The organism is Psychrobacillus sp. 05T411 (assembly GCF_056396485.1).
Window position 1 is genome coordinate 28,775 of the sequence record NZ_JBFTLO010000008.1, and the last position, 24,664, is coordinate 53,438.

24 protein-coding genes are annotated in these 24,664 nt (G+C 38.1%); 16 read left to right on the forward strand and 8 right to left on the reverse strand.

Annotated elements, in window-relative coordinates:
- Positions 1-464 precede the first annotated feature (464 nt).
- Both AC1DFT_RS07960 and AC1DFT_RS07965 read right to left on the reverse strand, forming a co-directional pair.
- Positions 465-1,316 carry a DegV family protein gene (locus AC1DFT_RS07960; protein WP_477918655.1) on the reverse strand — a complete coding sequence of 284 codons (852 nt, stop codon included), beginning with the start codon at positions 1,314-1,316 and terminating at the stop codon, positions 465-467.
- 105 nt (positions 1,317-1,421) lie between these two features.
- On the reverse strand, positions 1,422-1,994 hold the full coding sequence (locus tag AC1DFT_RS07965; protein ID WP_477918656.1) for a glycerol-3-phosphate acyltransferase: 573 nt from the start codon (positions 1,992-1,994) through the stop codon (positions 1,422-1,424).
- Positions 1,995-2,105: 111 nt separating this feature from the next.
- On the opposite strand from AC1DFT_RS07965, the gene AC1DFT_RS07970 reads away from it, so the two are divergent.
- A complete protein-coding gene (locus AC1DFT_RS07970; RefSeq protein ID WP_477918657.1) occupies positions 2,106-2,678 on the forward strand; it encodes a nitroreductase family protein in 573 nt (190 codons plus the stop codon).
- Between the two features lie 61 nt (positions 2,679-2,739).
- Here the strand turns inward: AC1DFT_RS07970 and AC1DFT_RS07975 are convergent, their stop codons facing one another.
- A complete protein-coding gene (locus AC1DFT_RS07975) occupies positions 2,740-4,137 on the reverse strand; it encodes a dipeptidase (protein ID WP_477918658.1) in 1,398 nt (465 codons plus the stop codon).
- Positions 4,138-4,270: 133 nt separating this feature from the next.
- On the opposite strand from AC1DFT_RS07975, the gene AC1DFT_RS07980 reads away from it, so the two are divergent.
- Both AC1DFT_RS07980 and AC1DFT_RS07985 read left to right on the forward strand, forming a co-directional pair.
- A complete protein-coding gene (locus tag AC1DFT_RS07980; protein ID WP_477918659.1) occupies positions 4,271-5,536 on the forward strand; it encodes a hemolysin family protein in 1,266 nt (421 codons plus the stop codon).
- Between the two features lie 124 nt (positions 5,537-5,660).
- A complete protein-coding gene (locus tag AC1DFT_RS07985) occupies positions 5,661-6,209 on the forward strand; it encodes an RNA polymerase sigma factor (RefSeq protein ID WP_477918660.1) in 549 nt (182 codons plus the stop codon).
- A 238-nt stretch (positions 6,210-6,447) separates the two neighbouring features.
- Here AC1DFT_RS07985 and AC1DFT_RS07990 read toward each other — a convergent pair whose 3' ends face one another.
- Genes AC1DFT_RS07990 through AC1DFT_RS08000 form a run of 3 tightly spaced genes read right to left on the reverse strand, consistent with a single transcriptional unit; the run spans position 6,448 to position 9,284 of the window.
- Positions 6,448-8,016, reverse strand: coding sequence for an ABC-F family ATP-binding cassette domain-containing protein (locus AC1DFT_RS07990; protein WP_477918661.1), 1,569 nt, complete (start codon positions 8,014-8,016; stop codon positions 6,448-6,450).
- Between the two features lie 33 nt (positions 8,017-8,049).
- Positions 8,050-8,232, reverse strand: a complete 183-nt coding sequence (locus AC1DFT_RS07995; protein WP_477918662.1) for an SE1832 family protein — start codon at positions 8,230-8,232, stop codon at positions 8,050-8,052.
- Positions 8,233-8,279: 47 nt separating this feature from the next.
- On the reverse strand, positions 8,280-9,284 hold the full coding sequence (locus tag AC1DFT_RS08000; protein WP_477918663.1) for a hypothetical protein: 1,005 nt from the start codon (positions 9,282-9,284) through the stop codon (positions 8,280-8,282).
- Between the two features lie 247 nt (positions 9,285-9,531).
- Between AC1DFT_RS08000 and AC1DFT_RS08005 the strand changes: the two genes are divergently transcribed.
- The 4 genes from AC1DFT_RS08005 (at position 9,532) to AC1DFT_RS08020 (ending at position 12,905) form a co-directional block, all read left to right on the forward strand.
- Positions 9,532-10,323 carry an oxidoreductase gene (locus AC1DFT_RS08005; RefSeq protein WP_477918664.1) on the forward strand — a complete coding sequence of 264 codons (792 nt, stop codon included), beginning with the start codon at positions 9,532-9,534 and terminating at the stop codon, positions 10,321-10,323.
- A gap of 84 nt (positions 10,324-10,407) precedes the next feature.
- Positions 10,408-10,971: an NADPH-dependent FMN reductase gene (locus AC1DFT_RS08010; protein ID WP_477918665.1), complete on the forward strand. Its 564-nt coding sequence runs from the start codon at positions 10,408-10,410 to the stop codon at positions 10,969-10,971.
- Positions 10,972-11,089: 118 nt separating this feature from the next.
- Positions 11,090-11,608 (forward strand): sigma-70 family RNA polymerase sigma factor, encoded by a 519-nt coding sequence (locus tag AC1DFT_RS08015; RefSeq protein ID WP_477918666.1) that lies wholly within the window; start codon positions 11,090-11,092, stop codon positions 11,606-11,608.
- A complete protein-coding gene (locus AC1DFT_RS08020; protein ID WP_477918667.1) occupies positions 11,601-12,905 on the forward strand; it encodes a DUF4179 domain-containing protein in 1,305 nt (434 codons plus the stop codon). The genes AC1DFT_RS08015 and AC1DFT_RS08020 overlap by 8 nt, the downstream gene beginning before the upstream one ends.
- A 158-nt stretch (positions 12,906-13,063) precedes the next feature.
- On the opposite strand, the gene AC1DFT_RS08025 is transcribed toward AC1DFT_RS08020, so the two are convergent.
- A complete protein-coding gene (locus tag AC1DFT_RS08025; RefSeq protein ID WP_477918668.1) occupies positions 13,064-13,591 on the reverse strand; it encodes a helix-turn-helix domain-containing protein in 528 nt (175 codons plus the stop codon).
- Positions 13,592-13,807: 216 nt separating this feature from the next.
- Here AC1DFT_RS08025 and AC1DFT_RS08030 point away from each other — a divergent pair, with 216 nt between their 5' ends.
- The 8 genes from AC1DFT_RS08030 (at position 13,808) to AC1DFT_RS08065 (ending at position 22,618) form a co-directional block, all read left to right on the forward strand.
- A complete protein-coding gene (locus AC1DFT_RS08030) occupies positions 13,808-14,200 on the forward strand; it encodes a DoxX family protein (protein WP_477918669.1) in 393 nt (130 codons plus the stop codon).
- A 224-nt stretch (positions 14,201-14,424) separates the two neighbouring features.
- Positions 14,425-14,694, forward strand: coding sequence for a hypothetical protein (locus tag AC1DFT_RS08035; protein WP_477918670.1), 270 nt, complete (start codon positions 14,425-14,427; stop codon positions 14,692-14,694).
- A 458-nt stretch (positions 14,695-15,152) separates the two neighbouring features.
- Positions 15,153-16,136: a ring-cleaving dioxygenase gene (locus AC1DFT_RS08040; RefSeq protein ID WP_477918671.1), complete on the forward strand. Its 984-nt coding sequence runs from the start codon at positions 15,153-15,155 to the stop codon at positions 16,134-16,136.
- Positions 16,137-16,155: 19 nt separating this feature from the next.
- Positions 16,156-16,758 carry an NADPH-dependent FMN reductase gene (locus AC1DFT_RS08045; RefSeq protein WP_477918672.1) on the forward strand — a complete coding sequence of 201 codons (603 nt, stop codon included), beginning with the start codon at positions 16,156-16,158 and terminating at the stop codon, positions 16,756-16,758.
- A 171-nt stretch (positions 16,759-16,929) separates the two neighbouring features.
- On the forward strand, positions 16,930-17,871 hold the full coding sequence (locus AC1DFT_RS08050) for a ring-cleaving dioxygenase (RefSeq protein ID WP_477918673.1): 942 nt from the start codon (positions 16,930-16,932) through the stop codon (positions 17,869-17,871).
- Positions 17,872-17,904: 33 nt separating this feature from the next.
- Positions 17,905-18,843, forward strand: a complete 939-nt coding sequence (locus AC1DFT_RS08055; protein WP_477918674.1) for a ring-cleaving dioxygenase — start codon at positions 17,905-17,907, stop codon at positions 18,841-18,843.
- Between the two features lie 17 nt (positions 18,844-18,860).
- Entirely contained in the window at positions 18,861-19,463 is a 603-nt protein-coding gene (locus AC1DFT_RS08060; protein WP_477918675.1) for a flavin reductase family protein, read from the forward strand.
- A gap of 965 nt (positions 19,464-20,428) precedes the next feature.
- Positions 20,429-22,618 carry a DNA topoisomerase III gene (locus tag AC1DFT_RS08065; protein ID WP_477918676.1) on the forward strand — a complete coding sequence of 730 codons (2,190 nt, stop codon included), beginning with the start codon at positions 20,429-20,431 and terminating at the stop codon, positions 22,616-22,618.
- Positions 22,619-23,151: 533 nt separating this feature from the next.
- Here AC1DFT_RS08065 and AC1DFT_RS08070 read toward each other — a convergent pair.
- Positions 23,152-24,093: a VOC family protein gene (locus tag AC1DFT_RS08070; RefSeq protein WP_477918677.1), complete on the reverse strand. Its 942-nt coding sequence runs from the start codon at positions 24,091-24,093 to the stop codon at positions 23,152-23,154.
- Positions 24,094-24,248: 155 nt separating this feature from the next.
- Between AC1DFT_RS08070 and AC1DFT_RS08075 the strand changes: the two genes are divergently transcribed.
- Complete coding sequence (locus AC1DFT_RS08075) at positions 24,249-24,662, forward strand: BlaI/MecI/CopY family transcriptional regulator (RefSeq protein WP_477918678.1); 414 nt, start codon at positions 24,249-24,251, stop codon at positions 24,660-24,662.
- The last annotated feature ends 2 nt before the right edge of the window (positions 24,663-24,664 follow it).

The following is a 24,664-nucleotide window of genomic DNA, read 5'->3' on the forward strand; positions in this document are numbered from 1 at the left end:
GAACACGCCTGGCCGGCATCTACTCGACTAGTTTGTCGTGTTCAAAGGCGAGATTGTCGCGTTCGCAGTGGAGATTGTCGCGTTCAACCATTTATTGTTAATATGGGATCTCAATAATTTAGCAATTTCCATTGATTTTCGCTGCAGGCGGCGACTCCAGTGGAGGCCAACACGATGTTGGTCACGAAGGCGTTGCCACACGATGTGGCGCTCTTAGCCTTTGTTCCTCTGCCTGAGCATAATGAGACTTCACAACGTACGCGCAAGCGGCGGTGAAGGCTCATCGCTCACCCCGTGGAAAGCGTCCGTCCTGCAGCGAAAATCATAGCGGTCACTAGTCAACTCACTACGTCGCAGTATCCCTATTATGTGTGATAACCCTTTACTGTAAATTTTTTCTATTTCACATATCGGGTCAGAGATAGACGCTTTTCTTATTTTCTTAAGTTGTCCTGCTTGGTTTTCTACGGTACGTACCAAAGCACTGCTAGTGTGTCTTCTCCTGCATGAACAGCTAAAACAGTACTGATTTCTCCAATCTCTATTTCGAGAGCGGGGGATTGTAGTAAAATAGCCTCTTTCAAACTTTCTGCTTTGCTTAGTGCATTAGCGTGCATAATATACACCAATTTTGCGCCTTCTTGTTCAACCGATTCTACTACTTTATTGATCAAATATTGCACCGCTTTTTTCTCGGAGCGAACTTTATCCAGTTCCTGTAATTCACCTTTTTTATTAATCTGAATGATTGGTTTTATTTTCAATAAACTGCCTAAGTAAAACTGGGCACTACTCAATCTTCCACCTTTATATAATTGTGTTAAGTTACCAATTAATATATAGTTTCTAAATTTAGTAGCTTCTGTTCGTAACAAAGGGGCGATTTCCTTAAAAGGTAAACCTTGCGCTTGCAACTGAAGTCCTTTTTCAACGAGACCTGTTATACCAGCAGACAATGAAAGTGAATCGACACATTCCATTTGTACTTCAGCAATCTCGGCACCACTTAAGGAAGAGGAAATTGTTCCACTTAAACTTTTGGAAACATGAATTGCAATGATGGATTCATATTCCTTACTAAGTTTTGTATAAATTTCCGCAAATTCTCCAGCGGATGGCTGAGAAGTTTTTACTGGTTCTGTCCCGTTTTGAATACGTTCATACAGCTGCTCAGAAGTTAAGTCCACACCATCTACAAATTGCTGTTGGCCAAAATGAATATTAAGTGGAATTTCATAAACATCTGGATGATTTTTTAAAAGGGGATTTACATAAGCTGTACTATCTACAACCCAAGCAATTTTTTTCAAAGTCATGTTGGACATCCTATCTTATTCATTATTTATTTTTTAGTAATTATAGCATACTTACTTGGTTACTTCGCCTATGAATATTGAGAATTACTATTAAAGAAATAATAATTATTTGGTAGATTTCCACCAGCGTGCTTCCCAAGATTCTAAAACATCCAATCGATGACGATATAAAATGAGTAGGACGGCAATAGAAAGTGGCCATGCATGTGTAAATGCAGGGATGATCCAGCACAAAATGGCGTATATACTAAAAGCTATAATCATACTTAATGTGGCACTTCTTAATAGAGCAATGAAAATAATAAAGCAAGCAACCATCACCCCAAATAACATTGGTTCAAAAACGAGCGCGACTCCTATAAAAGTGGCAATTCCTTTACCTCCTTTAAATCGAAGCCAGAATGGAAACATATGACCAACGATTCCCAATAACCCACCAATTGCAACAATCTCTAAAGAAAAATGATAACGGAAGCCAATATAGAGGATAAATACCCCTTTAAGCGCGTCTCCAAAAAAAGTGAAGAAAAATGCAGGTTTCCCAAGGACAGCACCGGCATTTCTTGCTCCTAGGTTTCCGCTACGTATTTTAGTTAAATCGGTTTTCTTCCATTTTCCAATCCACCAAGCAGTAAGAAACGTACCCGTAATATAACTTACTAACCAATAGACAAACATATAACCACCTCGAATTGTTTGAATTTGAAAATAGCAACTCTTTTAATATACCGCTTTACTTGGTATGATGTTAGTGATAATGGATGCTAAAGAAAAGGGAGTTTTCATACAATGATGCAACAATCATTAACTATTCGTGATGCGATTATTCAAAGAAGGTCCATCAAGGCATTTAATGGACAACCGGTTGAAAGAGATATTTTACTTTCAATTATGGAAGATTCTGTTTGGGCACCAAACCATCAAAATAGACAACCATGGCGATTTGTCGTTGCATGCGGGAAAGAACTATTAGATTTATATGATGTACTAAAAGAATTCGCTATTCCAAAGTGGAAAGAGCTGACGGATGAAGAATTAGAAAAACAAATGAAAAAGTTTACAAATCCAGGGGGATATATGTTCGTCATTGTCCCGGAAGATGCACGCCAAAAAGAGCGTTTAGAAGATTATGCTGCCGCAAGCATGCTTATTCAAAATATCCAATTGCTTGCTTGGGACCGTGGTATTGGTTCTTGCTGGAAAACACCGGGCTTTTTAGACAACCCTAAATTCCGTGAAGCACTTGGGATTAAACAAGGGGAACGTATTATTAGTATGTTACAAGTAGGTTATTTTGACGAAATGCCAAAACCGAAAGAACGTAAGCATGTGGAAGAGCTAATTACGATATTTGGTGAATAAAAGAAGAGCTATCTCCTTATAGACGAGGGATAGCTCTATTTTGTCTTCTTTAAGTGACGTTTTATTTTTTAAGCTGATCTTTTGATAGCTCTGCTAGTTCGTAGTAATAATCACCAATTACGCGTAGCCCTTGGTCAAAGTTTTCCAAATGAAAATGCTCATTTGGTGCATGGAAATTTTCAGAAGATAATCCGAAGCCCATTAATACGACTGGCAAGCCAAGAATTTCATCAAATGCAGCTACGATTGGGATAGAACCACCACCACGTGTATAGGCAGTTGGAACATGATACACTTTTTCATAACTACGACCGGCTGCTTGAATTGCAGGATGATCAAAAGGCGTGATAAAAGGTTTTCCTTTATCAAATTCAGTGATAGTAACTGTAACACCAGTCGGCTTATTTTTTTCGATATGCGCTTTTAATTTCGCTACGATTTCATCTGGATCTTGGTCAGGTACTAAACGGCAAGTAATTTTGGCACCGGCTTCACTCGGTAATACTGTTTTAATGCCTTCCCCAGAAAATCCACCGAATATGCCATTCACTTCAAGCGTTGGGCGAGTCCAAGTACGCTCTAAATAAGAGTAGCCTTTTTCGCCAAATAGCTCGTCGACTCCAACTTCTTTTTTTAACTCTTCTTCATCAAAACCGAGTGCTTTATAAGCTTCACGTTCCTCATCAAGTAGGGGACGTACATTTTCATAAAATCCTTCAACTTGAATCGTACCTTCTGCATCACGGAAAGAATCTAAAACCGAAACAAGGGCATGGATAGAGTTTTGAACTCCACCTCCGTATAGACCTGAATGTAGGTCACCTTTAGCTCCTTTTACGTCAATTTGCACGCCACAAAGGCCGCGTAAACCGTAACATACAGCAGGTTGACCTGGTCCTTGCATGCCAGTATCAGAAATGACGATGACATCTGCAGCAAGCTTGGCTTTATTTTCTTCAATATAAGCTTCTAAGTTTGGGCTACCAACTTCTTCTTCGCCTTCGATTAAAAATTTTACGTTAACAGGAAGTGATCCTTCTGTTTGAAGAAGTGCTTCTATTGCTTTTACATGCATGAACACTTGCCCTTTGTCGTCGCTTGCTCCTCGTGCAAATAATTTATTGTCGCGTACTTCTGGTTCAAAAGGTGCTGACTCCCAAAGATTTAATGGATCGACTGGTTGCACATCATAATGGCCATACACAAGAATAGTTGGTTTGCCTTCTGCATGTAACCAATCCGCATATACGACGGGATGTCCATTTGTTTTATCGATGATTACATTTTCTAATCCAGCTTTTTTGCATGAGTCAGCCAACCACTCGGCACCTTTTTGCATATCGTTTTTATGTTCAGATAGAGAAGAGATACTCGGTATGCGTAAAAAATGTTTTAGCTCTTCTAAATGTGTCTCTCGTTTCTCGGTAAAGTAGTTATTTAATGCTGTCAAATGGCTCACTAGAATCCCTCTTTTCATAAAGTTTCGTGAATAGAAATAGTATAGCATAAGAACTGTGACAACTAAAATCGTAGTGTGCTATAGTAATAAAAAGAAATAAGCAACGATGTTATCATTTTAGGAGGATACAAACTTGTACATAGAATTTGTACTTTTAGCATTTGCACTACTTGTTTCATTCTTTTTATCGGGAAGTGAAACAGCTTTAATGACAGTAAATAGGATGAAGGTCCGACTGCGAGCAGAACAAGGGGACCGGGCAGCAGAAAAGTTGCTCGTTCTTTTATTAAAGTCGGACCGAATGATTGTAACGATATTAATAGGTAACACAATTGCCAATGTGGCAATGACTGTTTTAGTAATTCTCATCGCAGAAAATTATGAGTGGAATATTGTTTGGTCCGTTATCGTACTGACCGTAATCATTATTTTATTTGCGGAAGTGCTACCAAAAACAATCGCCGCAACTTTTTCGGAAAGAATCGTATATATCGTTGCTCCGATGATTCGATTATTGGTCGGACTATTAAGACCCATAACATTTTTAGTTGCTGAATTCATCAATATGCTGATCCGAATCGGGTCTAAAGGTGCAGTTAAAGAAACGATTATTACCAAAGAAGAACTTTTGAACATGGTAGATATAGCTTCAACAGATGGCACATTTGAAGAAGAAGAATCCGAACGCATAAAAGGAATACTCGATTTCCAAAATAAAGACGTATCGGACGTAGTATTTACACATAGAACAGAGATGGTTGCCTTACCTATAGAATTTACGTATGAAGAAGTACGGGACACCATACTCGAACACTCCTATACAAGATATCCTGTCTATGATGAAAACTTAGACACGATTGTTGGTATGTTTTATTCGAAAAAATTAATCGAATGGTCTATGGATCCGTCACTTCCATTCGACACGCTTATCGATTTAGAACCGCTGTTTGTCGTGCAAACGTTAAGTATAGAGAAAGTATTTGAACTAATGCTGACGCATAAAAAGCATATGGCAATCGTTTTAGATGAATATGGTGGAACACTTGGAATTGTCACCCATGAAGATTTAATCGAAGAAATGATCGGGCAAGAAATTGAAGATGAAACAGATGATGATGAAGAAATATTAATACATGAAATGACGGAAAATCGTTTGATTTGCGCGGGTCGCGTGGAAATTGAAGAAGTAAATCTATTGTTTGATCTATCGATAGTAAATGAAAATGAAACAATAAGAGGATTCGTACTGGACCAGCTAGGGCATGTTCCAGAAGAAGGCGAGCAATTTACATACGAGAATTTATTCATAGAAATTAATGAAATGGATCGTAGCCGAATTGTGACGTTAACGATTACGAAGAGAGAAGAACCGAAAATAGATGAAGCGCAAGAGGAATAGCATTTCCTTTTGCGCTTTTCTTTCTTACACGATTGTAATTATATTGAAAGAGAATACGATAGAGGGTAAGGTTGGAGTTTGGCATTATAGAGATATAAAGAAAAGCCGAGCGGAGGAATAAATGATGCAAGTTAAAATTGAAAATATTTACGAAGAATATAACCGTTACATATATTACTTATGCCTGAAACTAACGAAAAATCAAATAGACGCAGAAGATCTAATGCAGGAAGTGTGGATGAAAGTCGTACGATATKAATCATATATGAAAGAAGTGGACCATGTGAAAGCTTGGTTAACGACTATTTGTATGAATACATTCCGTGACAGATACCGTAAACAAGTAAGACGCAGCAAATACGTTGCCAATCAACCAGAACAACTAGATGTCTCTTTGTTGGATTTAATCGCTGCAGATGTTTTATCGGTAGAAGAACAGTTGGAGAAAGAAGATGTCGGCGAAATTATTCGTTCGAAAGTCGCTGAGTTAGATGGTATTTACCAAAAAACAGTCATGTATTTTTATGTACACCAATTTTCGTTGATCGAAATTGCAGAAGTGATGAAGGTGTCAATCGGTACAGTAAAATCGAGATTATTTAGAGCGAAGCAACGTTTAAAAGAGCTTATTTTGAATGATGAAATTGCGAAAGATTCTTTAGTTTTAGCCTAATAATGTGTAAGAGCTTCCCTTGTCCAAAAGTGGCTGGGGAGGCTTTTTTGTTGAATGGAAATAACCGGGTAAAGAGGAGGTGTCCACGCATAAATGGGGACCGAGCAAAGAATTGGGTTATCCGCCCTTACCGAGGTTGCATCCGCCCCTAACTGGGATGCAAGCGCCCCAAGGGAGAAAAGGTCCGCCCGAAAAAAAGCCCTTGAGCTTCTGAAATGCTCAAGGGCTTCACACAATCTTATTCTTCAATAACTTCTTTACCAGTAGAAAACCATTCTTCCACATTCCATACTTTCGTCACTAAACCTTCGTAAAACTCAGGCTCATGGCTGACGAGGACAATCGTGCCTTTAAATTCTTTCATCGCACGTTTCAACTCTTCTTTGGCGTGGATATCTAAGTGGTTGGTCGGCTCATCGAAGATTAACCAGTTGCTTTCTTCCATCATGAGCTTACATAAACGTACTTTCGCTTGTTCTCCACCGCTTAAAGAAGAAAGCGGGCGAGAGATATGCTCACTTTTTAAACCAGTACGAGCTAGAGCGGCACGAACTTGGTTTTGTTCCATACTAGGATAAGTTTCCCAAATGGATTCAATTGGTGTAATATTTCCAGCTTTTACTTCTTGCTCAAAATAAGATGGGTATAAGAAATCGCCTCGYATTACTTTCCCACCTAGTGCGGGAATCTTGCCTAACATCGTTTTTAGCAAGGTAGATTTACCAATACCATTCATGCCGACAAGTGCAATTTTTTCTCCACGCTCGATTGTAAATGTAAGTGGTGGGAGCAGTGGATTATCATACCCAATTTGCAAATGCTCTGCTTCCACAACATAACGTCCAGAACTTCGAGATTCTTTAAAACTGAATTCTGGTTTAGCAGCTGTTTCTGGACGATCGATTCGTTCGATGCGGTCCAATTGTTTTTGACGAGATTTTGCACGACCAGTTGTTGAGTAGCGTGCTTTATTTTTGGCGATAAAGTCTTCTTGTTTTTTGATGAAATCTTGTTGTTTTTCATAAGCATCGATATGTTGTCGTTTATTCAACTCGGCAAGCTCTAAAAATTTCTCATAAGACGCAGTGTAGCGCGTAAGTTTAGAGAATTCTAAGTGGAAAATAACATCTACAATGCCATTCATAAATTCTGTATCATGCGAGATCAATAAAAACGCATATGGATAGTTCTTCAAATAATTGGATAACCAATTAACATGTTCTTCGTCTAAATAGTTGGTAGGCTCATCCAATAAAAGGACTTTTGGCTTTTCTAATAATAATTTTGCCAACAGAACTTTCGTGCGCTGACCACCAGAAAGTGCTTCAACGGGACGGTCTAAACCAATTGCGTCTAGTCCAAGCCCACGCGCAACTTCTTCTACTTTCATGTCCAATGAATAAAAATCTCCGGCATCTAATACATCTTGTATTTCTGCCATTTTTTCTAGTAATACTTCTAATTCTTCTGGCGTCGCGTCCGCCATTTTAGCAATAATTTCATTTAACTCTTCCTCTTTTTTATACAGAGGCAAGAATGCATCACGTAATGTATCGAACATCGAACGTCCTTGTTGCAGACGAGTATGCTGATCTAAATAACCGTAATGTGTTCCAGGAAGCCATTCCACACGACCTTCATCGTAAATGATTTCCCCTGTTAAAATGTTCATCAATGTGGATTTTCCAACACCGTTTGCACCAACAAGTCCAACATGCTCACCCTCAACTAAGCGAAAAGAAACCTCTTTAAATAGTGTGCGATCTCCGAATGTATGTCCCAAATTTTCTACGTTTAATAAGCTCATTTATTATTTCCTCCAAAAAGAAAGCTCTACGGATTACAGGTCCGCGAGCTGTTTGTTTAGTTCTGCAAGGTCTTCTTCCATTTTGGCTAATCTACGTTCGGCGTTTTCTACTTGAGTGGGGTGGCCATTAGATTCTAGTTTTTCCATGTCACCTTGTAATTGGATGTAATCCATTTTTAACTCAGCAATTTCCGCTTGTAGTTGATCTTTTGTCATGAATAATCACCTTCAGCTTTTTGCCCTATTGTAGCATAAAAATGCGCTTAACGTGCGATTTCTTCTTCGGCTTTTTTATTTGCAATTGTTTGTTCGATTAGTTCCACTACTTCTACTAAGTTAGGAGTAAAGTCAAAGTTTTTTTGTTTCTGAATATAAGCCTTTCTGCGATTATCATGTAAGATAATTTCCATTACCGCATTTTGCAAATACGATTGTTTTATTTTTCGACCAAGTCCTAGATTCGCAAATCCATTCCCTTCTTGAGGAAATGCATAATTTACTTCCTCTTCATGTGCACACAGAATAATACATGGAATTTGAAACTGTGCCACTAAAAAAGGCATATAAGATCCAGAAGTTATGACGATATCACTAGTAGTAATAATAGACGTTGGTTCAGACGTTGAAATAATTTTGATCGATTTACGAGTGAGCGCAAACCGTTTGAGATCCAGAATATCATGTTTGTAATGTTCGTCTACTAGAACACTGATTTGTAGGGGAATATGAAGTTGAACAAGATGTCTTAGCGTTCGATACGTTAAGTTTTCCGGATCCTCATGTGGAAAAGCTACAACAATATGTGGTGGATCCTGTGTCGTGTTATTATCTTTAGGAAGAATATTCTCTGATGGAATATACCCATTTAGTCCATAAACAAAATGTTCTTTGGAAAGATCTTTTGGATTTTCATATAAGGCTTGAAAAACAAGATCAGCTAAAGCACTGCCGTCCCCATGATCATCAAAATGAATAAGTGGAGTATTTAATGATTTTAAACGGCGAATTAAATCTTTTTCGGAATTTCCGCTATCATGAATTATACAATTTGGATTAAATGATTTCAGTTCTTCAAATAACTGTGCATTATTATTAAATGCACAAGTTTTAATATGTCGTTTTTCTAAATAGTTTAGAAGGCTTGTATTAGTACTAGGCACAAAAACTTTATAATCGGATGTTTTCAAAGCGGGTAATAGTGCATTCGCCCGATCTGCAGGGTATAAACCACGGTGTGGAAATGTATTTAATAGATAAGCTAGTTTCATTTTTCATCTTCCTTTCTAAGTGCATATATTTAGTAGTGTATGGGGATGGACGGGTGTATATGACAACTAGAAAAGCGGAAGCGCCTGTTACTGCCCCGACAGGCAAATGTTCTTCCACAAAAGAAGTTGCACTTTAACTTCGTTGTGGAAGGTTATTTGACCCGAGGGGCAACGTTCTTCTGCGACGAGCTTTGCGCAGGGGCAAGGCGCTGTAGCTAGACAACTAGAAAAGCGAGGAGGGATGGAAGTGGCGAAACGAACAGCCATCGTCATTGGGGCAACGGGCTTTACCGGGCAACTATTAGTCAAGCAATTATGCCAAAGTGAAGAATACGTTGCAGTGACGATTATTGCTAGAAGAAATAGTACATACACACATACAAAACTAGATGTGAAGATTCGAGATTTCGATAAAATAGAAGAAAAAGATTTGGAAATTGCGGATGATTTATTTTGCTGCTTAGGGACGACGATAAAAAAAGCGAAAACAAAGGAAAACTTCGAAAAAGTGGATTTAGAATATCCACTACGAATAGCTTCATTAGCTAAAAAAAGGGGTATTCCTAATTTTCATGTCATTTCTGCAGCCGGTTCCAATAGCAAATCTCCTTTTTTCTATAGCCGTGTGAAAGGAAAAATGGAGGAAGGACTGATCGACTTGAAGCTACCTCATCTATCTATCTTCCGCCCTTCATTATTAACCGGAGAACGAGCAGAATTTCGAATGGGGGAACGATTAGCAGAAGGGATCTTTCAACTACTCAATCCGTTATTGATTGGCCCTTTTAGGGGACTTCGGGCAATTGAAGGGCAGCAACTCGCATTTGCCATGTATCATTATGCAGTGCATGGAAGAAGAAATAGTGTAAATACATATAGATCAATCGACATTCTAAATGCTAGACCTGTAGAAAATAAAGATGAAAAACCAATCTCTAGGGAAGAATTATTTGATTGGAGTAAGCGGAAAAATATTTTTGTGGAAGAGGAAAAAATGGATGATCGTATCAGTGATAAGATTTCTCAGTCTAAAGAATGAACTTTGTTAGAAGCATGACAATTATCTCACAACTGAGCCTCTTCTTTGATACAATGTAGTACGGGTAAAGGAGGTTCTACAACGATGAAAATTCTACTCGTAGATGGAACGGTTATCGGCACGAAAACAGGTGTCATTCTTGAAAAAGTGAAAGACTATATAGAAGAAATCAGTTCAGAACATACTTTAGAAATTATTCGATTTGCTAATTATGAGCACCAATTTGTAGATGGTCGTCCATTCGATCAGTACAATGATGATATGAAGTTGCTTGTCAGTAAGTTTGAGCAAGCAGATGGCTATATAATGGCAACGCCTATTTTTCAAGGATCGATTCCAGGTGTTTTAAAAAATGCTTTTGATTTTTTACATCCGAAAACGATGCGATATAAACCGGTATCGATTGTTGCAAATGGTGGAACTTATCAGCATCACTTAGTCATCGAAAATCAGTTGAAACCTATTTTGGACTATTTCAGATGTCTGGTGACACCAAACTATGTCTATACACACTCTAGTCATTTCGATGAGAATAACGTAATAGTGGACGAAGATGTACATAATCGTCTACGCGAGCTAGCTCGTGTATTCGTCCAATATGCAGAAATGAGCAAAAGTCTTTGCAAAGAGCCGATTGATACGCACTAAAATAGTAGAGAGGATGTCCCATTCAGTTGGTGATGTCCTTTTTTAATTTTTAAAATAAATGAACTTTTTCCTAATTCAGATGTCTAATGTGTAACAAGAAGTGAAATGAGGTGACAGGGTGGAGGAAAATGAAATTACGATTAAAGCAATAAAGCGTGACGAACAAGCCTTTATACAGTTAATGCAGCTGCATAAAGGTGCACTATATCGAACAGCTTTTGCATTTCTAAAAAATGAACATGATGCAATCGAAGCAATACAGGAAGTAACATTTAGAGCCTATCAAAAAATACATACAGTAAAAGAGCCACAATATATGAAGACATGGCTCATCCGAATCATGATAAATTACTGCCAAGATCAGTTAAAAAAGAAGAAACGTTTTATCTCGAATGAAGTACTACAAGAAATTGAATTTCATACAAATAATTCTACTCTTGAAATAGAAGAAGCCATTGCATCGCTTTCGAGTAGCGAGCAGCAGTTAATATTTCTAAAGTACTTCCAAGACACAAAAATTAAAGAAATAGCGGTACTCGAAAAAATACCTGAAGGCACCGTCAAATCGAGACTCCATAAAGCACTCAAGTCACTGCGAAGTTTTCTGACAGAGAAAGGGGATGAAGATCATGTATGAAAAAGAAGAAGCGATGCTAAATGAAGCAAAAGAGCAACTGGAGCGCCTAGCAATACCTGATCCACAGATAGATGATGCCATTCGGCGAGGTATTTACAGAGCCAATAGTAAAAGCAGAAAACGTAAAAAAGCACTTTGGACTATATCGGTCGCTGCAGTACTCATACTTACATTTATCACCACTATCCGGGTATCACCTGCATTTGCAAATGCGGTTGCATCTTTACCAGGCATGGAAAGGTTTGTTGATTTAATTCAGTTTGATAAAGGGCTAGAAGCAATTATAGAAAACGAATATTATGAGGCGGTAGGAGTCAGTCAGGTGAAGGACAATATGACGTTCACCATAGATGGAGTTATTTTAGATGAAACAGGTATGGAGATTTTTTATACACTAGAAGCGCCGTTTTCTATTGAAAATATTGACTATGGAAAACTTGATGTGTTAATCGATGGAAGAAACCTTAGTGAAGATTCAGCTTATTCATTTGGACATTTTGGTGAAAAAACAAATCGAATAGTCGAACGTTTTAGTTATACGTTTGGAGAAGCAAAGCAATTTTCTTCTCAACAATTCGAATTGATCTTTCAAATAGAAAACGATAAACAAACGACCTTTAAAGTACCATTTACTTTAAAAAATACAATACAACAAGGAAAAGTATATGCCTTAAATCAAGAAGTAGAAATGAACGGACAAAAGATGTTAGTGAAAAAAATTACAGTCCACCCCCTTCGTGTAGCGGTAGATATAGAATTTGATGAGCAGAACGATATGCAAATCTTGCAATTTGAAGATATGCGCCTAGAAGATGAAAATGGGGAAGTATGGAGTTCTATTCAAAATGGAACGAGTGGTTTTGGCGGCGTGGATAATAAAGAAAGAACTTACTTTTTACAGAGTAATTATTTTAAAGAACCAAAAGAACTTTATTTTAAATTTGATAAGGTGCAAGCCTTGCCTAAAGTGGAGAGCTATTTATTAGTTGACTTTGGAAAGAAAAAACTTCTTGAACAGCCTTCGCAAGGAAAAGTAGAAGTAACAAACATCCATAGCAATTCATTGGAAGTGAAGTATCTTCCATTACGTGAAAACCACTCCTATTCCTTATTTTMTCAAGGAAAAAATGCAAAAGGAGGAATAGTTGATATACCAACCCAAAGTACATGGAATGATGATGAATATCAATACTCAGAAATAACTGTGGATGCAGCAAATTTAATTGATCCGGTCAGAATCGACTTTATTGCATACCCAAATTATTTGAACGGTTCTGTATCTATTCAGATTAAATAACACAAAAGTAGCGTGCACGAATTGATTAATCGGATAACCAGACACAAAAATTGAATAATCATGAAACCTTACTCCAGATAAAATAGCCAGGCAAGTCGAAACCAGCTAAAGCACAAACCGCCAAGGAAATTCTATTCCTTGGCGGTTATCTTATTCCCTTATCGACTATCTTCCTTATAAACGGCGATGAGTAAGACTGCATTGTCTTCTCCAATATTTTTTACAAAATGTGGTACACAAGCGTTCCAACTGAATGAATCGCCTTCATGTGCAATGACTGAGTCTTCGCCTTGTTCTGCGAGTACAGTGCCTTTAAGGACGACATGACTTTCTTCTCCTTCGTGCGCAATCGCCTCGCCAGTAGATGCGCCGGGAGTTAATTCCACATGCATCATTCGAAGTCCACTTTGAGACGTAAGATGTTCTATTTTAATATTATTATGCGTCGTATATACCCGCTCAGACTTCCTGACTACTTTCATATGTTCCTCTTTTTCAAGTAATAAATAAGGTAACGGAACATCCAAATAGGTTGCGATCGTTTGTAGCGTATTAAGGGAAGGGGATGTATTATCGTTTTCGATATTACTAATAAATCCTTTTGACAGCCCAATTTGTTCGCTCATTTGTGCAATGGTAATCTTTTTGCGTTTACGTATATCCCGGATTTTAGAACCGATTTCCACGCTCATCCCTCCCATTAATTATTAAGTTGCATATATCGTAACACAAAGTTGTTGACGATATCTACAACATGATGTTATCTTATAAGAAATAAATATTCTTAGTAGAGAACTTTTCTTTCGTTAAACGGGCCCAACTTAAACGAGGAATATTTTTTTGCACTATTAGTTTACTTATATGAATAAAATATCTTCAAGAGAATAAAGGAGGAAATATTGATGGATAAATTAGGAGTTAGTACATTATTATTAAGACTTGTGTTAGGGATCAGCTTTTTTATACACGGTGTTGTAAAGTTTAAAGATGGTATTGCTAATACTGCAGGATGGTTTGATAGCATTGGAATTTTAGGATTCTTTGCTTATGCAGTAGCAACATTGGAATTGGTTGGCGGAATTGCACTTATTTTAGGGATTGGAACTCGCGTATTTTCTGCATTGTTTGTTATATTAATGATCGGTGCAATAGTTAAAGTAAAATTTGCTATCGGATTTTTAGGGACGCCTGAGATGGCTGGATATGAGCTTGATCTAGCATTCTTAGTAATTGCACTGTTTTTAGCTATTAATGGAAGTAAGTTCTTATCAATTGACGAAACTTTATTTAAATAAAAGAGCGAATACTTAATTGTAGAAGATCATAAACAAGAGCCTTCATGTCAAAAAAGACGTGGAGGCTCTTGTTTATGAAAAAATTAACAGTTTCAAGTTCTTTCATACTTCTGGCGGCTATTTTTTTCGATGACCACTTGTACTGGAGAAAATCTATTATCTTGGACAAAAGGTAGTGCATATCTTAAAAGGATGTTTAATGAAAAGGAGAGTGTACTTCTACTGTGGTGAAATATAAGAATAATTGGATTCCAACTAAGACGCTTGAAGAAATGTCAGGAGTGGACTACGATGTTCTCATTGTCGGAAGTGGTCTTGGTGGAGGAGCAACCTTGCAAAGGCTCTGCGAACTGTGGAAAGGTCAGGGTGCCAAAAAAATTGGCATAATTGAAATGGGCGATAAGTTGTTTCATTCCCATTCTCTTAACATCCCCACGCAAAATGTTAACACTGCAAGGAATCAACTCTTGCCAGACAATTCAACCCTTGGATGAATCGGCTATTTACTGATTTCTTGTCTACTTGGACTTGCCGCATTGCAAAACAATAATCTATCTCCAAGACAACCGATTATGCGAAAGGTTCCTCGATTGAAGTTTGAAACAAAGGAGTCCCCATATCAAATTCAGATTTTGGGTCAAGATCAGTATTTTCATATCAGCAATTTGAAGATAAAATGTTAAACGACACTCTTGGAATCGCATACGCTGCTGTTTTAAAGAAGTAAATAGACGTAATTTAAAAATATTAGGGAAAATGTATTGACATTGAAGTTCCACCTATGATAATATTACTTTGAATTAAAGATATCTTAATTAAGTGCACATAAAGTAATAACGAGATTGAACAACTTTAACAACTTAAACACCATGTATTGAAACTATAAATTTTTTTAAGTAAATATCTCGAATTCAAGAATTATTGTTTAGAGGTAAAACGAGGAGGAAAAATAATGAACCATTTAAAAGGTATTCACCATGTAACAGCGATTACAAGTAGCGCAGAAAAAAACTATGAATTTTTCACCTATGTATTAGGAATGCGTCTAGTAAAGAAAACAGTGAATCAGGATAGTATTCAAACGTATCATTTATTCTTCGCAGACGATAAAGGATCCGCGGGTACAGATATGACATTCTTCGATTTCCCTGGAATTCCAAAAGGAACACATGGAACGAACGAAATTTATAAAACAGCTTTCCGAGTACCAACAGATGCTGCACTTGAATATTGGGTGAAACGTTTTGAAAAATATGAAGTGAAAAATACGGGCATCGAAGAAGTATTCGGTAAGAAAACTATTTCATTTGTGGATTTTGATGATCAACAATATATGTTGGTTTCAGATGAATTCAACGAGGGTATTGCATCTGGGACACCTTGGCAAAATGGGCCAGTACCACTTGAATTTGCGATTACAGGATTAGGACCAATTCATATTCGTATCGCACAATTTGATTATTTTAAAGAAGTATTGGAGAAAGTAATGTTAATGCGCGAAATCGCACAAGAAGGTTCGTTTCATTTGTTCGAAATCGGTGAAGGTGGCAATGGCGCACAAGTAATTGTGGAACATAATACGACTTTTCCAGCAGGACGACAAGGATTCGGTACAGTACACCATGCAGCTTTCCGTGTAGAAGATACGAAAGTACTCTATGAATGGATTGACAATATGCAAAAGGCCGGTTTTAGTACCTCAGGATATATAGATCGCTTCTTCTTTGAATCTTTATATGCACGAGTGGCACCTGGTATCCTTTTTGAATGGGCAACAGATGGTCCAGGATTCATGGGGGATGAGCCTTACGAAACTGTAGGAGAAATACTATCTTTACCACCTTTCCTAGAAGGGAAACGCCAACAAATTGAGGCAACTGTGCGACCGATCAATACAGTACGTAGCACGCTTAAAATAGAAAAAGAGTATTTATAAGGAGGTGAAAAATAACAAAATGGGCTTTTTAAATAAATTATTTGGAACACAACAACAACCTGAGGAGGAAAAAACAATGACAAAATCAAATATAGGTATTATTTTAGGATCAACACGTGAAGGACGCGTAAGTCCACAAGTAGGAGCATGGGTAAAAGAATTAGCAGATAAACGTGGAGATGCAAACTACACAATCATCGATATCGCAGATTACAAATTACCACTTTTAGGTGAAGCAGGCGGCGACGCATCAGGTGCAGCAGCATGGTCAGAAATCATTGCAAAACAAGATGGTTTTGTATTCATCGTTCAAGAATACAATCACTCAATCACAGGTGCACTTAAAAATGCTTTAGATTACTTACGTGAAGAGTGGAACAACAAAGCTGCAGGTATCGTATCATACGGTTCAGTAGGTGGGGCTCGTGCAACAGAACATTTACGTGGTATTTTGAGTGAATTACTAGTAGCGCATGTACGTGTGCATCCAGCATTATCATTATTTACTGACTTCGAAAACGGTACAGATTTCAAACCAGCTGCTGTACAAGCAGATTCTGTAAACCAAATGTTAGATCAAGTTATTCCTTGGACAAATGCATTAAACACTGTACGTAAATAATTTCGTCAAATGTAATTCTTTACAAGTCACAAAATGTGCATGAGTCCATGTACATTTTGTGATTTATATTATGAATTCTGAGCCAAACCTTATCAAGCAGATTGAAGGTTTTGCTCAGAATTTATACAAGATAATTTAAGCTGAATTTACAAATGGATGGGAGGAACTAAGATGAACAAAATAGCAGGACATCATCATATTTCCATGATTACGAAAAAAGGACAACAAAATAATCAATTTTATCAAAAAGTGCTTGGACTTCGTAGAGTGAAGAAAACCGTCAATCAAGATGATCCGAGTATGTACCATCTGTTCTATGGAGATTTAACGGGAAGTGCTGGAACAGAATTGTCTTTCTTTGAAATCCCGATGGTAGGAAGAACAAAGAGAGGAACAGATGCTATAACACGAATCGGGTTACTTGTTCCTTCTTATGATAGCTTACTATATTGGAAGAAAAGATTTGAATTACTCGATGTGAAACACGGGGAACTGACTTTGTATGCAGGACGTGACGCACTCCACTTTGAAGATGGCGAGGGGTTACGACTTGTACTATTAAATAATAATGGTGATGAGACCCCCTCCTTTTGGCAGTCTTGGGATGATTCAATCGTTGTAGAGGAGCACCGTATCCTTGGAATGGGTGCTGTGGAAATGACCGTGCAATCACTAGATAGTTTAGCAAATGTTTTAGCAAACCTGTTTGGCTATGAGGTTGCTTCACGCACAGCAAAAGAAGCTATCTACCAATCTGTAAAGGGACAGGTTTTTGGTGAAATTATAATAGTCGAACAAGATGGCCCGAAAGAAAAACCTGGAAAAGGTAGTGTGCATCACTTAGCTATCCGAGTAAAAGATGGTGAAGAGCTAAGGGAGTGGCAACAGCGTATACAAGATTTTGGTTTTGAAGTTATGAAAATAACAGACCGTTACTATTTTGAGAGTTTATATTTTAGAGAAGAAAATGGGATTTTATTTGAACTAGCGACAGATGGTCCAGGATTTACAGTGGATTCGACCATTGAATCCCTAGGTAAAGAGCTGGACTTACCGCCATTTTTAGAAAGCAAGCGAGCTGAAATCGAGGCAAAATTAGAACCCATTGAGTAAAGGGTAGAAATTCCAACTAAGGAGGAAATAATAATGAAAAAACAAACAGCAGGTATTCACCATATTACAGCAATTGTCGGTCATCCACAGGAAAATATTGATTTTTATGCAGGGGTATTAGGTTTACGTTTAGTCAAACAAACAGTGAACTTCGATGATCCTGGCACATACCATCTATATTTCGGAGATGGTGGAGGGAAACCGGGTACCATTATTACCTTTTTCCCTTGGGCAAATGCTTATCAAGGACAAATTGGAGACGGTCAAGTCGGCGTTACAACGTATGTAGTTCCAACAGGAGCATTAAGTTTTTGGGTCAACCGTCTTGCAACATTTGCGGTCCCATTTAAAAAAGCCGAGCGTTTCGGCGAACAAGTGATTCAGTTCGACGATTCACATGGTCTGCATTTAGAGCTTGTAGAACGTGCAGAAGGGGAACAAAACAACTGGACATTTGGCGGTGTAACACCAGAAGTGGCGATTAAAGGCTTCGGTGGTGCAACGCTTTACTCAAGCAGACCAGAAGAAACAGCTAAAACATTAACAGATGTTATGGGGTTAGAATTAGTTGGAACGGAAGGTGATTATACACGCTTCAAGGCTCCAGCTGATATCGGCAATATCATCGATTTGAAAATGGTAACAGGTGTAAGAGGATCGATGGGTGTAGGTACTGTTCACCATATTGCTTGGCGAGCACAGGATGATGCAGATCATCTTGAATGGCAACAACATGCAATGAGTCTTGGTCAACATGTAACAGAGTTGAAAGATCGTAACTATTTCAACGCATTGTACTTCCGTGAATCTGGTGAAATTCTATTTGAAATTGCAACAGACCCACCAGGATTTGCACATGATGAGTCTCCAGAAACAATGGGAACTCAGTTAATGTTACCTGCACAATACGAACAACATCGGGAGCGATTAGTTAATTCGCTTATTCCAATTCAAGTGCGTCCAATCGACTAATAAAGGGGCTGAACATATTGATTTCAATCGATCCAAAGCAAAATAGTGAACGAGATAATTATAAACTATTAATTGGTTCTATCATTCCAAGACCTATTGCCTTTGTCACGACACAATCGGAGGATGGTATCGTTAATGGAGCACCATTTAGTTATTTCAATATTGTTTCATCCAACCCGCCGATGGTGTCACTTGCTATTCAAAGACCTAGTGACCTGAAAGATACTGCAAGAAATATTTACAACAATCGGGAATTCGTAGTGCATATTGTAGATGATGAAAATGTGGCGAAAATCAATGAAACTGCCGCTTCATTACCTGCAACGGAAAGTGAAATCGAGTTGGCGAATTTAACGCTTATACAAAGTGAAATCGTATCTGTACCGGGAGTTAAGGAAGCGAAAGTTCGAATGGAATGCAAATTAGTACAATCCATTCCTTTCGGTGGCGACGGACCTGGTAGTGATTTGTTTATTGGGGAAGTTGTACGCTTTCACATGGATAAAGCAATTTACGAAGATGGCCGAATCGACCCGAGAGGCTTAAAGGCTGTCAGTCGTTTAGCAGGATCTAGTTATGCAGCGATTGGTGATATTTTTTCTATTGAAAGACCAAAGTAGTAATAAAAGCTAATCGGTAACCGAGCCGATTAGCTTTTTAAAATTACATTTTTTCGGCCATATGAATCCAGTAAATGGCTTAGAGCAACCAATCGGTCATCGAAAGCAACTAATTTTATGCCGAAAGCAACCAAATCAGCGTGAGAGCAACCAAAAAGCAGATGAGAGCAACCAACTTCCAAAACAGCAAGTATACTTGGAGTGAGACGACGATGAATTCGACATACAATAGGAATAATGCGTCTTAAGGTATCCGCTGTGATTTTCGTTACAGGATGGACGCTTTCCGCCGGGTGAGCGATGAGCCTTCACCGACGCTAGCGCGTGCGATGTGAAGGCTMATCTGCCCACTCATCCGGCAGGAGTCGCCATCMTTTCACGAAAATCATTGGAAATTGCTTATTTATTCGGTATCTACTAGCTAAAAACAAAATCTTATACAGTTTTTCGAATGTATGAATCCAATAAATGGCTAAGGGCAATCAATCGGTTATTGAAAGCAACCAATTCTATTCTGAAAGCAATCAAATCAACAGGAAAGCAACTAAATTGCCGGTGAAAGCAACCATTTCTTAAAATAGCTCTTTACTTGGATTGAGATGACCAGGAATAAGAAGCACTATTTATAAAGGTTGCGCAAATGGTCTATAATGTTGTGAGTTTAAAGAGAGATTTTACGAGTAACGACTGCAACGTTACTCATTTTTTGTAGGACAATCTTCTCCGAATAAATAGAGTGGATATTGATGCCGTAGTGCGCCGGGCCGCATGAGCCGCAGTCATGAGACCCACTCGTGTGCAACACGAGTTGGCTCATGCAAGGTGCGGCAAGCGCGAAGGCTAGTGGTTACTTCACTAAGACACATTATCCCTATTATCTGTATTTCCTCCCAGTCTACTAACTGAATCTAAACGTAACGTGTGATATATTTAGCATAGGGATTTACGAAAGGATGTTATTATGTATGGCAAAACGCTTAGTATTAGCAGAAAAACCATCAGTTGCACGCGATATTGCGCGTGTACTTAAATGTGATAAAAAAGGAAATGGCTATTTGGAAGGTAAGGATTATGTGGTGACTTGGGCACTTGGCCACCTCGTAACATTAGCGGATCCAGAAAGCTATGATGTTAAATATAAAACGTGGAATTTAGAAGATTTACCGATGCTTCCTGAAAATCTGAAACTATCCGTTATTAAACAATCTGGTAAACAATATAATGCGGTAAAATCACAGCTAATCCGTGGGGATATTAATGAAATTATTGTCGCAACCGACGCTGGTCGTGAAGGGGAGCTTGTTGCTCGTTGGATTATCGCAAAAGCGAAAGTGAATAAACCGATTAAACGCTTGTGGATTTCATCTGTAACAGATAAAGCGATTAAAGACGGCTTTGCCAACTTAAAGCCTGGTAAAGCCTATGAAAACCTTTATGCATCCGCAGTAGCTCGTTCTGAGGCAGATTGGTATATAGGTCTTAACGCTAGTCGCGCTCTATCTACAAAATTCAATGCCCAGTTAAATTGTGGACGGGTTCAAACACCAGTCGTAGCGATTATTGCAAAACGGGAAGACGAGATTAAGCATTTCCAAGCACAAACCTACTATGGCATTGAAGCGCAAACAGTGGATAATTTAAAGCTCACTTGGCAAGATGCAAAAGGAAATGGCCGTAGCTTCGATAAAGATAAAGTCGATACTATCGTGAAAAAGCTTGGTAAAGGAAACGCTACAGTAACGGAAATCGAGAAAAAGCCGAAGAAATCATTTGCACCTGGACTGTATGATTTAACGGAGCTACAGCGTGATGCCAATAAAATCTTTGGTTATTCTGCAAAAGAAACATTGAACATTATGCAAAAACTGTATGAACAGCACAAAGTGTTAACATATCCTCGTACAGATTCACGTTATATTTCATCGGATATTGTAGGAACGCTTCCTGAACGTCTTAGAGCTTGTGGGGTAGGTGAATTCCGTTCATTAGCAAATAAAATCTTGACTAAGCCTATAAAAACTTCTAAATCGTTTGTAGACGACAGCAAAGTATCGGACCACCATGCAATCATACCAACTGAAGGGTACGTGAACTTCTCTGCCTTCAACGATAAAGAACGCAAAATTTATGATTTAGTCGTAAAACGTTTCTTGGCAGTCCTGTTCCCAGCCTTTGAATTCGAACAACTAACGCTACGTGCGAAAATTGGTGATGAAAACTTTGTTGCTAGAGGAAAAACGATTTTAGTAAGCGGTTGGAAAGAAGTATACCAAAATCACACGGAAGATGACGATGCCGCAGATGATTTAAAAGAACAAATTTTACCGCGAATCGAAAAAGGCGATACATTAAACGTGAAATTAATCGCCCAAACGTCTGGCCAAACAAAGCCACCTGCACGCTTTAATGAAGCAACATTACTAACGGCAATGGAAAACCCTACGAAATATATGGAAACACAAAATAAGCAGTTAGCGGATACATTAAAATCGACTGGTGGATTAGGTACTGTAGCAACACGTGCCGATATTATCGATAAGCTATTCAATTCCTTCCTAATCGAAAAACGTGGAAAAGACATTCATATCACATCAAAAGGTCGACAGTTGCTCGAGCTAGTACCGGAAGAATTAAAATCTCCTACATTAACAGGTGAATGGGAACAAAAGCTGGAAGCAATCGCAAACGGCAAACTGAAAAAAGAAGTGTTCATCTCGGAAATGAAGAAGTATACGAAAGAAATCGTTTTTGAAATTAAAAGCAGCGATAAGAAATACAAACACGATAACATTTCCACTAAGTCTTGCCCAGATTGTGGCAAACCAATGCTTGAAGTAAACGGCAAAAAAGGCAAAATGCTTGTATGTCAAGATCGTGAATGTGGTCACCGTAAAAATGTGGCTCGTGTGACGAATGCCCGATGTCCACAATGTAAGAAAAAGTTAGAACTTCGTGGTGAAGGTGATGGTCAAATCTTTACTTGTAAATGCGGCTATCGTGAGAAGTTATCTGCTTTCGAAGCTCGCCGTAAAAAAGAAGGCGGCGGTAAAGTGGATAAACGCTCTGTGCAAAAGTATTTGAAACAACAGGAAAAAGAGGAAGAGCCGATTAATAATGCTTTTGCAGATTTATTAAAAGGAATGAAGTTTGATTAATAAGTACCTAAAATATAGCAGGAGAAGGAATAGATGTTTTCTTCTCCTGTTTTTTTATTGCTTAAAAAATTTTGAAAATCTAGACATGCGGATTACTTTTTTCAAGCACATATGCAATATTTAGTAAAAATCATTAAAAAATGCTGTCTTAAAATAAGTGGAGCATATACTATGATAAAGTTCGTTAGTTCAACCATTTATTGGAATAACACCTTTCATTCATTGAGGTCTTGCTCCATGTAAGCTTGTTATTTTAAGGATTGGTTGCTTTCACCAGCAATTTGGTTGCCCTAGTGCTAATTTGGTTGCTTTCCGAATAGAACTGGTTGCTTTCGGTGACTAGTTAGTTGCTCTTTACCACTTTCCGGAATTATTTATCCATAAAATGCATAATTTTGGAATTTACTTCCGCGGCTTGGGACTCTGGAGGAGCGTTAGCGACGAAGCGGCTCGTCTCCCGCGCTAAGTCCTAGCGGTAACTAACTATGACGCATTATACTTTTGTTTTTATTCAAGCAGTATTTAGAAAGTCATTATTTACTTATGATTTCGATTGTATTTCTTGATGGATCTTGAACGATAATAGAACCGTCTTTTTCTTCAAAATGAAAATCCAAGTCCGTAAGTCGAGCTTTTGCCTCATCTAATTCTTCTTTAGAAAATAGAAGTGTGAAGTTTTTAAGCCCTCTAGCATTATCCGGTGGAGCAGGAATTCCAGTTCCGGACCAAGTGTTCAGAGCCACATGATGGTGGTAATCATCTTTGGATAAAAATAAACTACCATTATCTTTACTTGTTACATTAAGCCCAAGCCCGTCTACATAAAACTTTTCTGTAATAGCTAGTTCAGTGGCTTGCAAATGCATATGACCAATACGTGTGTTTTCCGGAAGTCCATTCCAAGTAGGTGTAGCTTCTGCCACTAATTTTTCAAAATCAATCGGATAGGATCCACCTGCATAACCACCATCTTTGTCTCTTTCCCAAGTGTCAGGAGGAAGATCCGCATAAATCTCTATCCCATTGCCATCTGGATCCGCTAAGTAAAGCGCATCACTATACTGATGATTGGCCGCACCTTGCATTGGATATTCGGTTTCGGCTAAATGTAAAAGTATATTTCCTAAACTAGCATGGTCTGGTACTAGAATGGCAAAATGATAGAGACCAGTCGTTCCAAGTGGTTTTTCTACGGAATCATCTTGTTCCTCTAATACAAGTAGGGGAGTATTCCCATCAGCAGTAAGAGTAACTCTACTAGGTTCAGAAGTTAACACTTTAAAGCCAATCACTTCTTCATAAAAAGTAGTCATTTGTTCGACATCGGAAACAACTAACTGCACTTCACCAACTCTTGTAGGAGAGTCTGTATTATAAGTTTCATAAGTTGTATCGTCCTTTTTAAATAAGGTGAACAGTGAGATAAGCACTATAACTAAGACGACACCTATAATAATCAATCGTTTGTTTTTCATTGCATAATTCTCCTTTTTCATTTAAACTACAAGTTGTAGTGTAACAAGAAATTTTCATAAAATACAGCTATTTCGCTCACTACTCCATTTCAAGTAAAGATAGTTGACCGGTAATAACGTTTAAACTACAATGTGTAATGTGAGGAGGTAAAGCTATGAAAATTCGAAAGTTTAAAATGAATGAAAGTGGATTGAATCGCTTTTTTGGACCTCTGGAAGCAAAAATTATGGATATCTTATGGAATGACCTAGAAATGACCATTAAAGATGTCCAACAAATGCTCGACAAGGAAAAGGTAACGAATTTTAACACAGTGATGACTGTCATGAACCGACTTGTTGAAAAAGGCATTTTGCAAAAGAGAGCAGAAGGAAGATCTTCTCTTTACAAACCACTTCAAACAAGGGAAGAGTTTTTAAGTGCGCAATCGAAAGAAATGACAAATGAGCTGATGGACGAATTTGGAAACGTCGTCGTTAGTCATATGTTAGATGCGCTTGAAGACGTGGACGATGACCTCGTCGCTAAACTAGAACAAAAAATTAAAGAATTGAAAAAGGAACAGTAGCC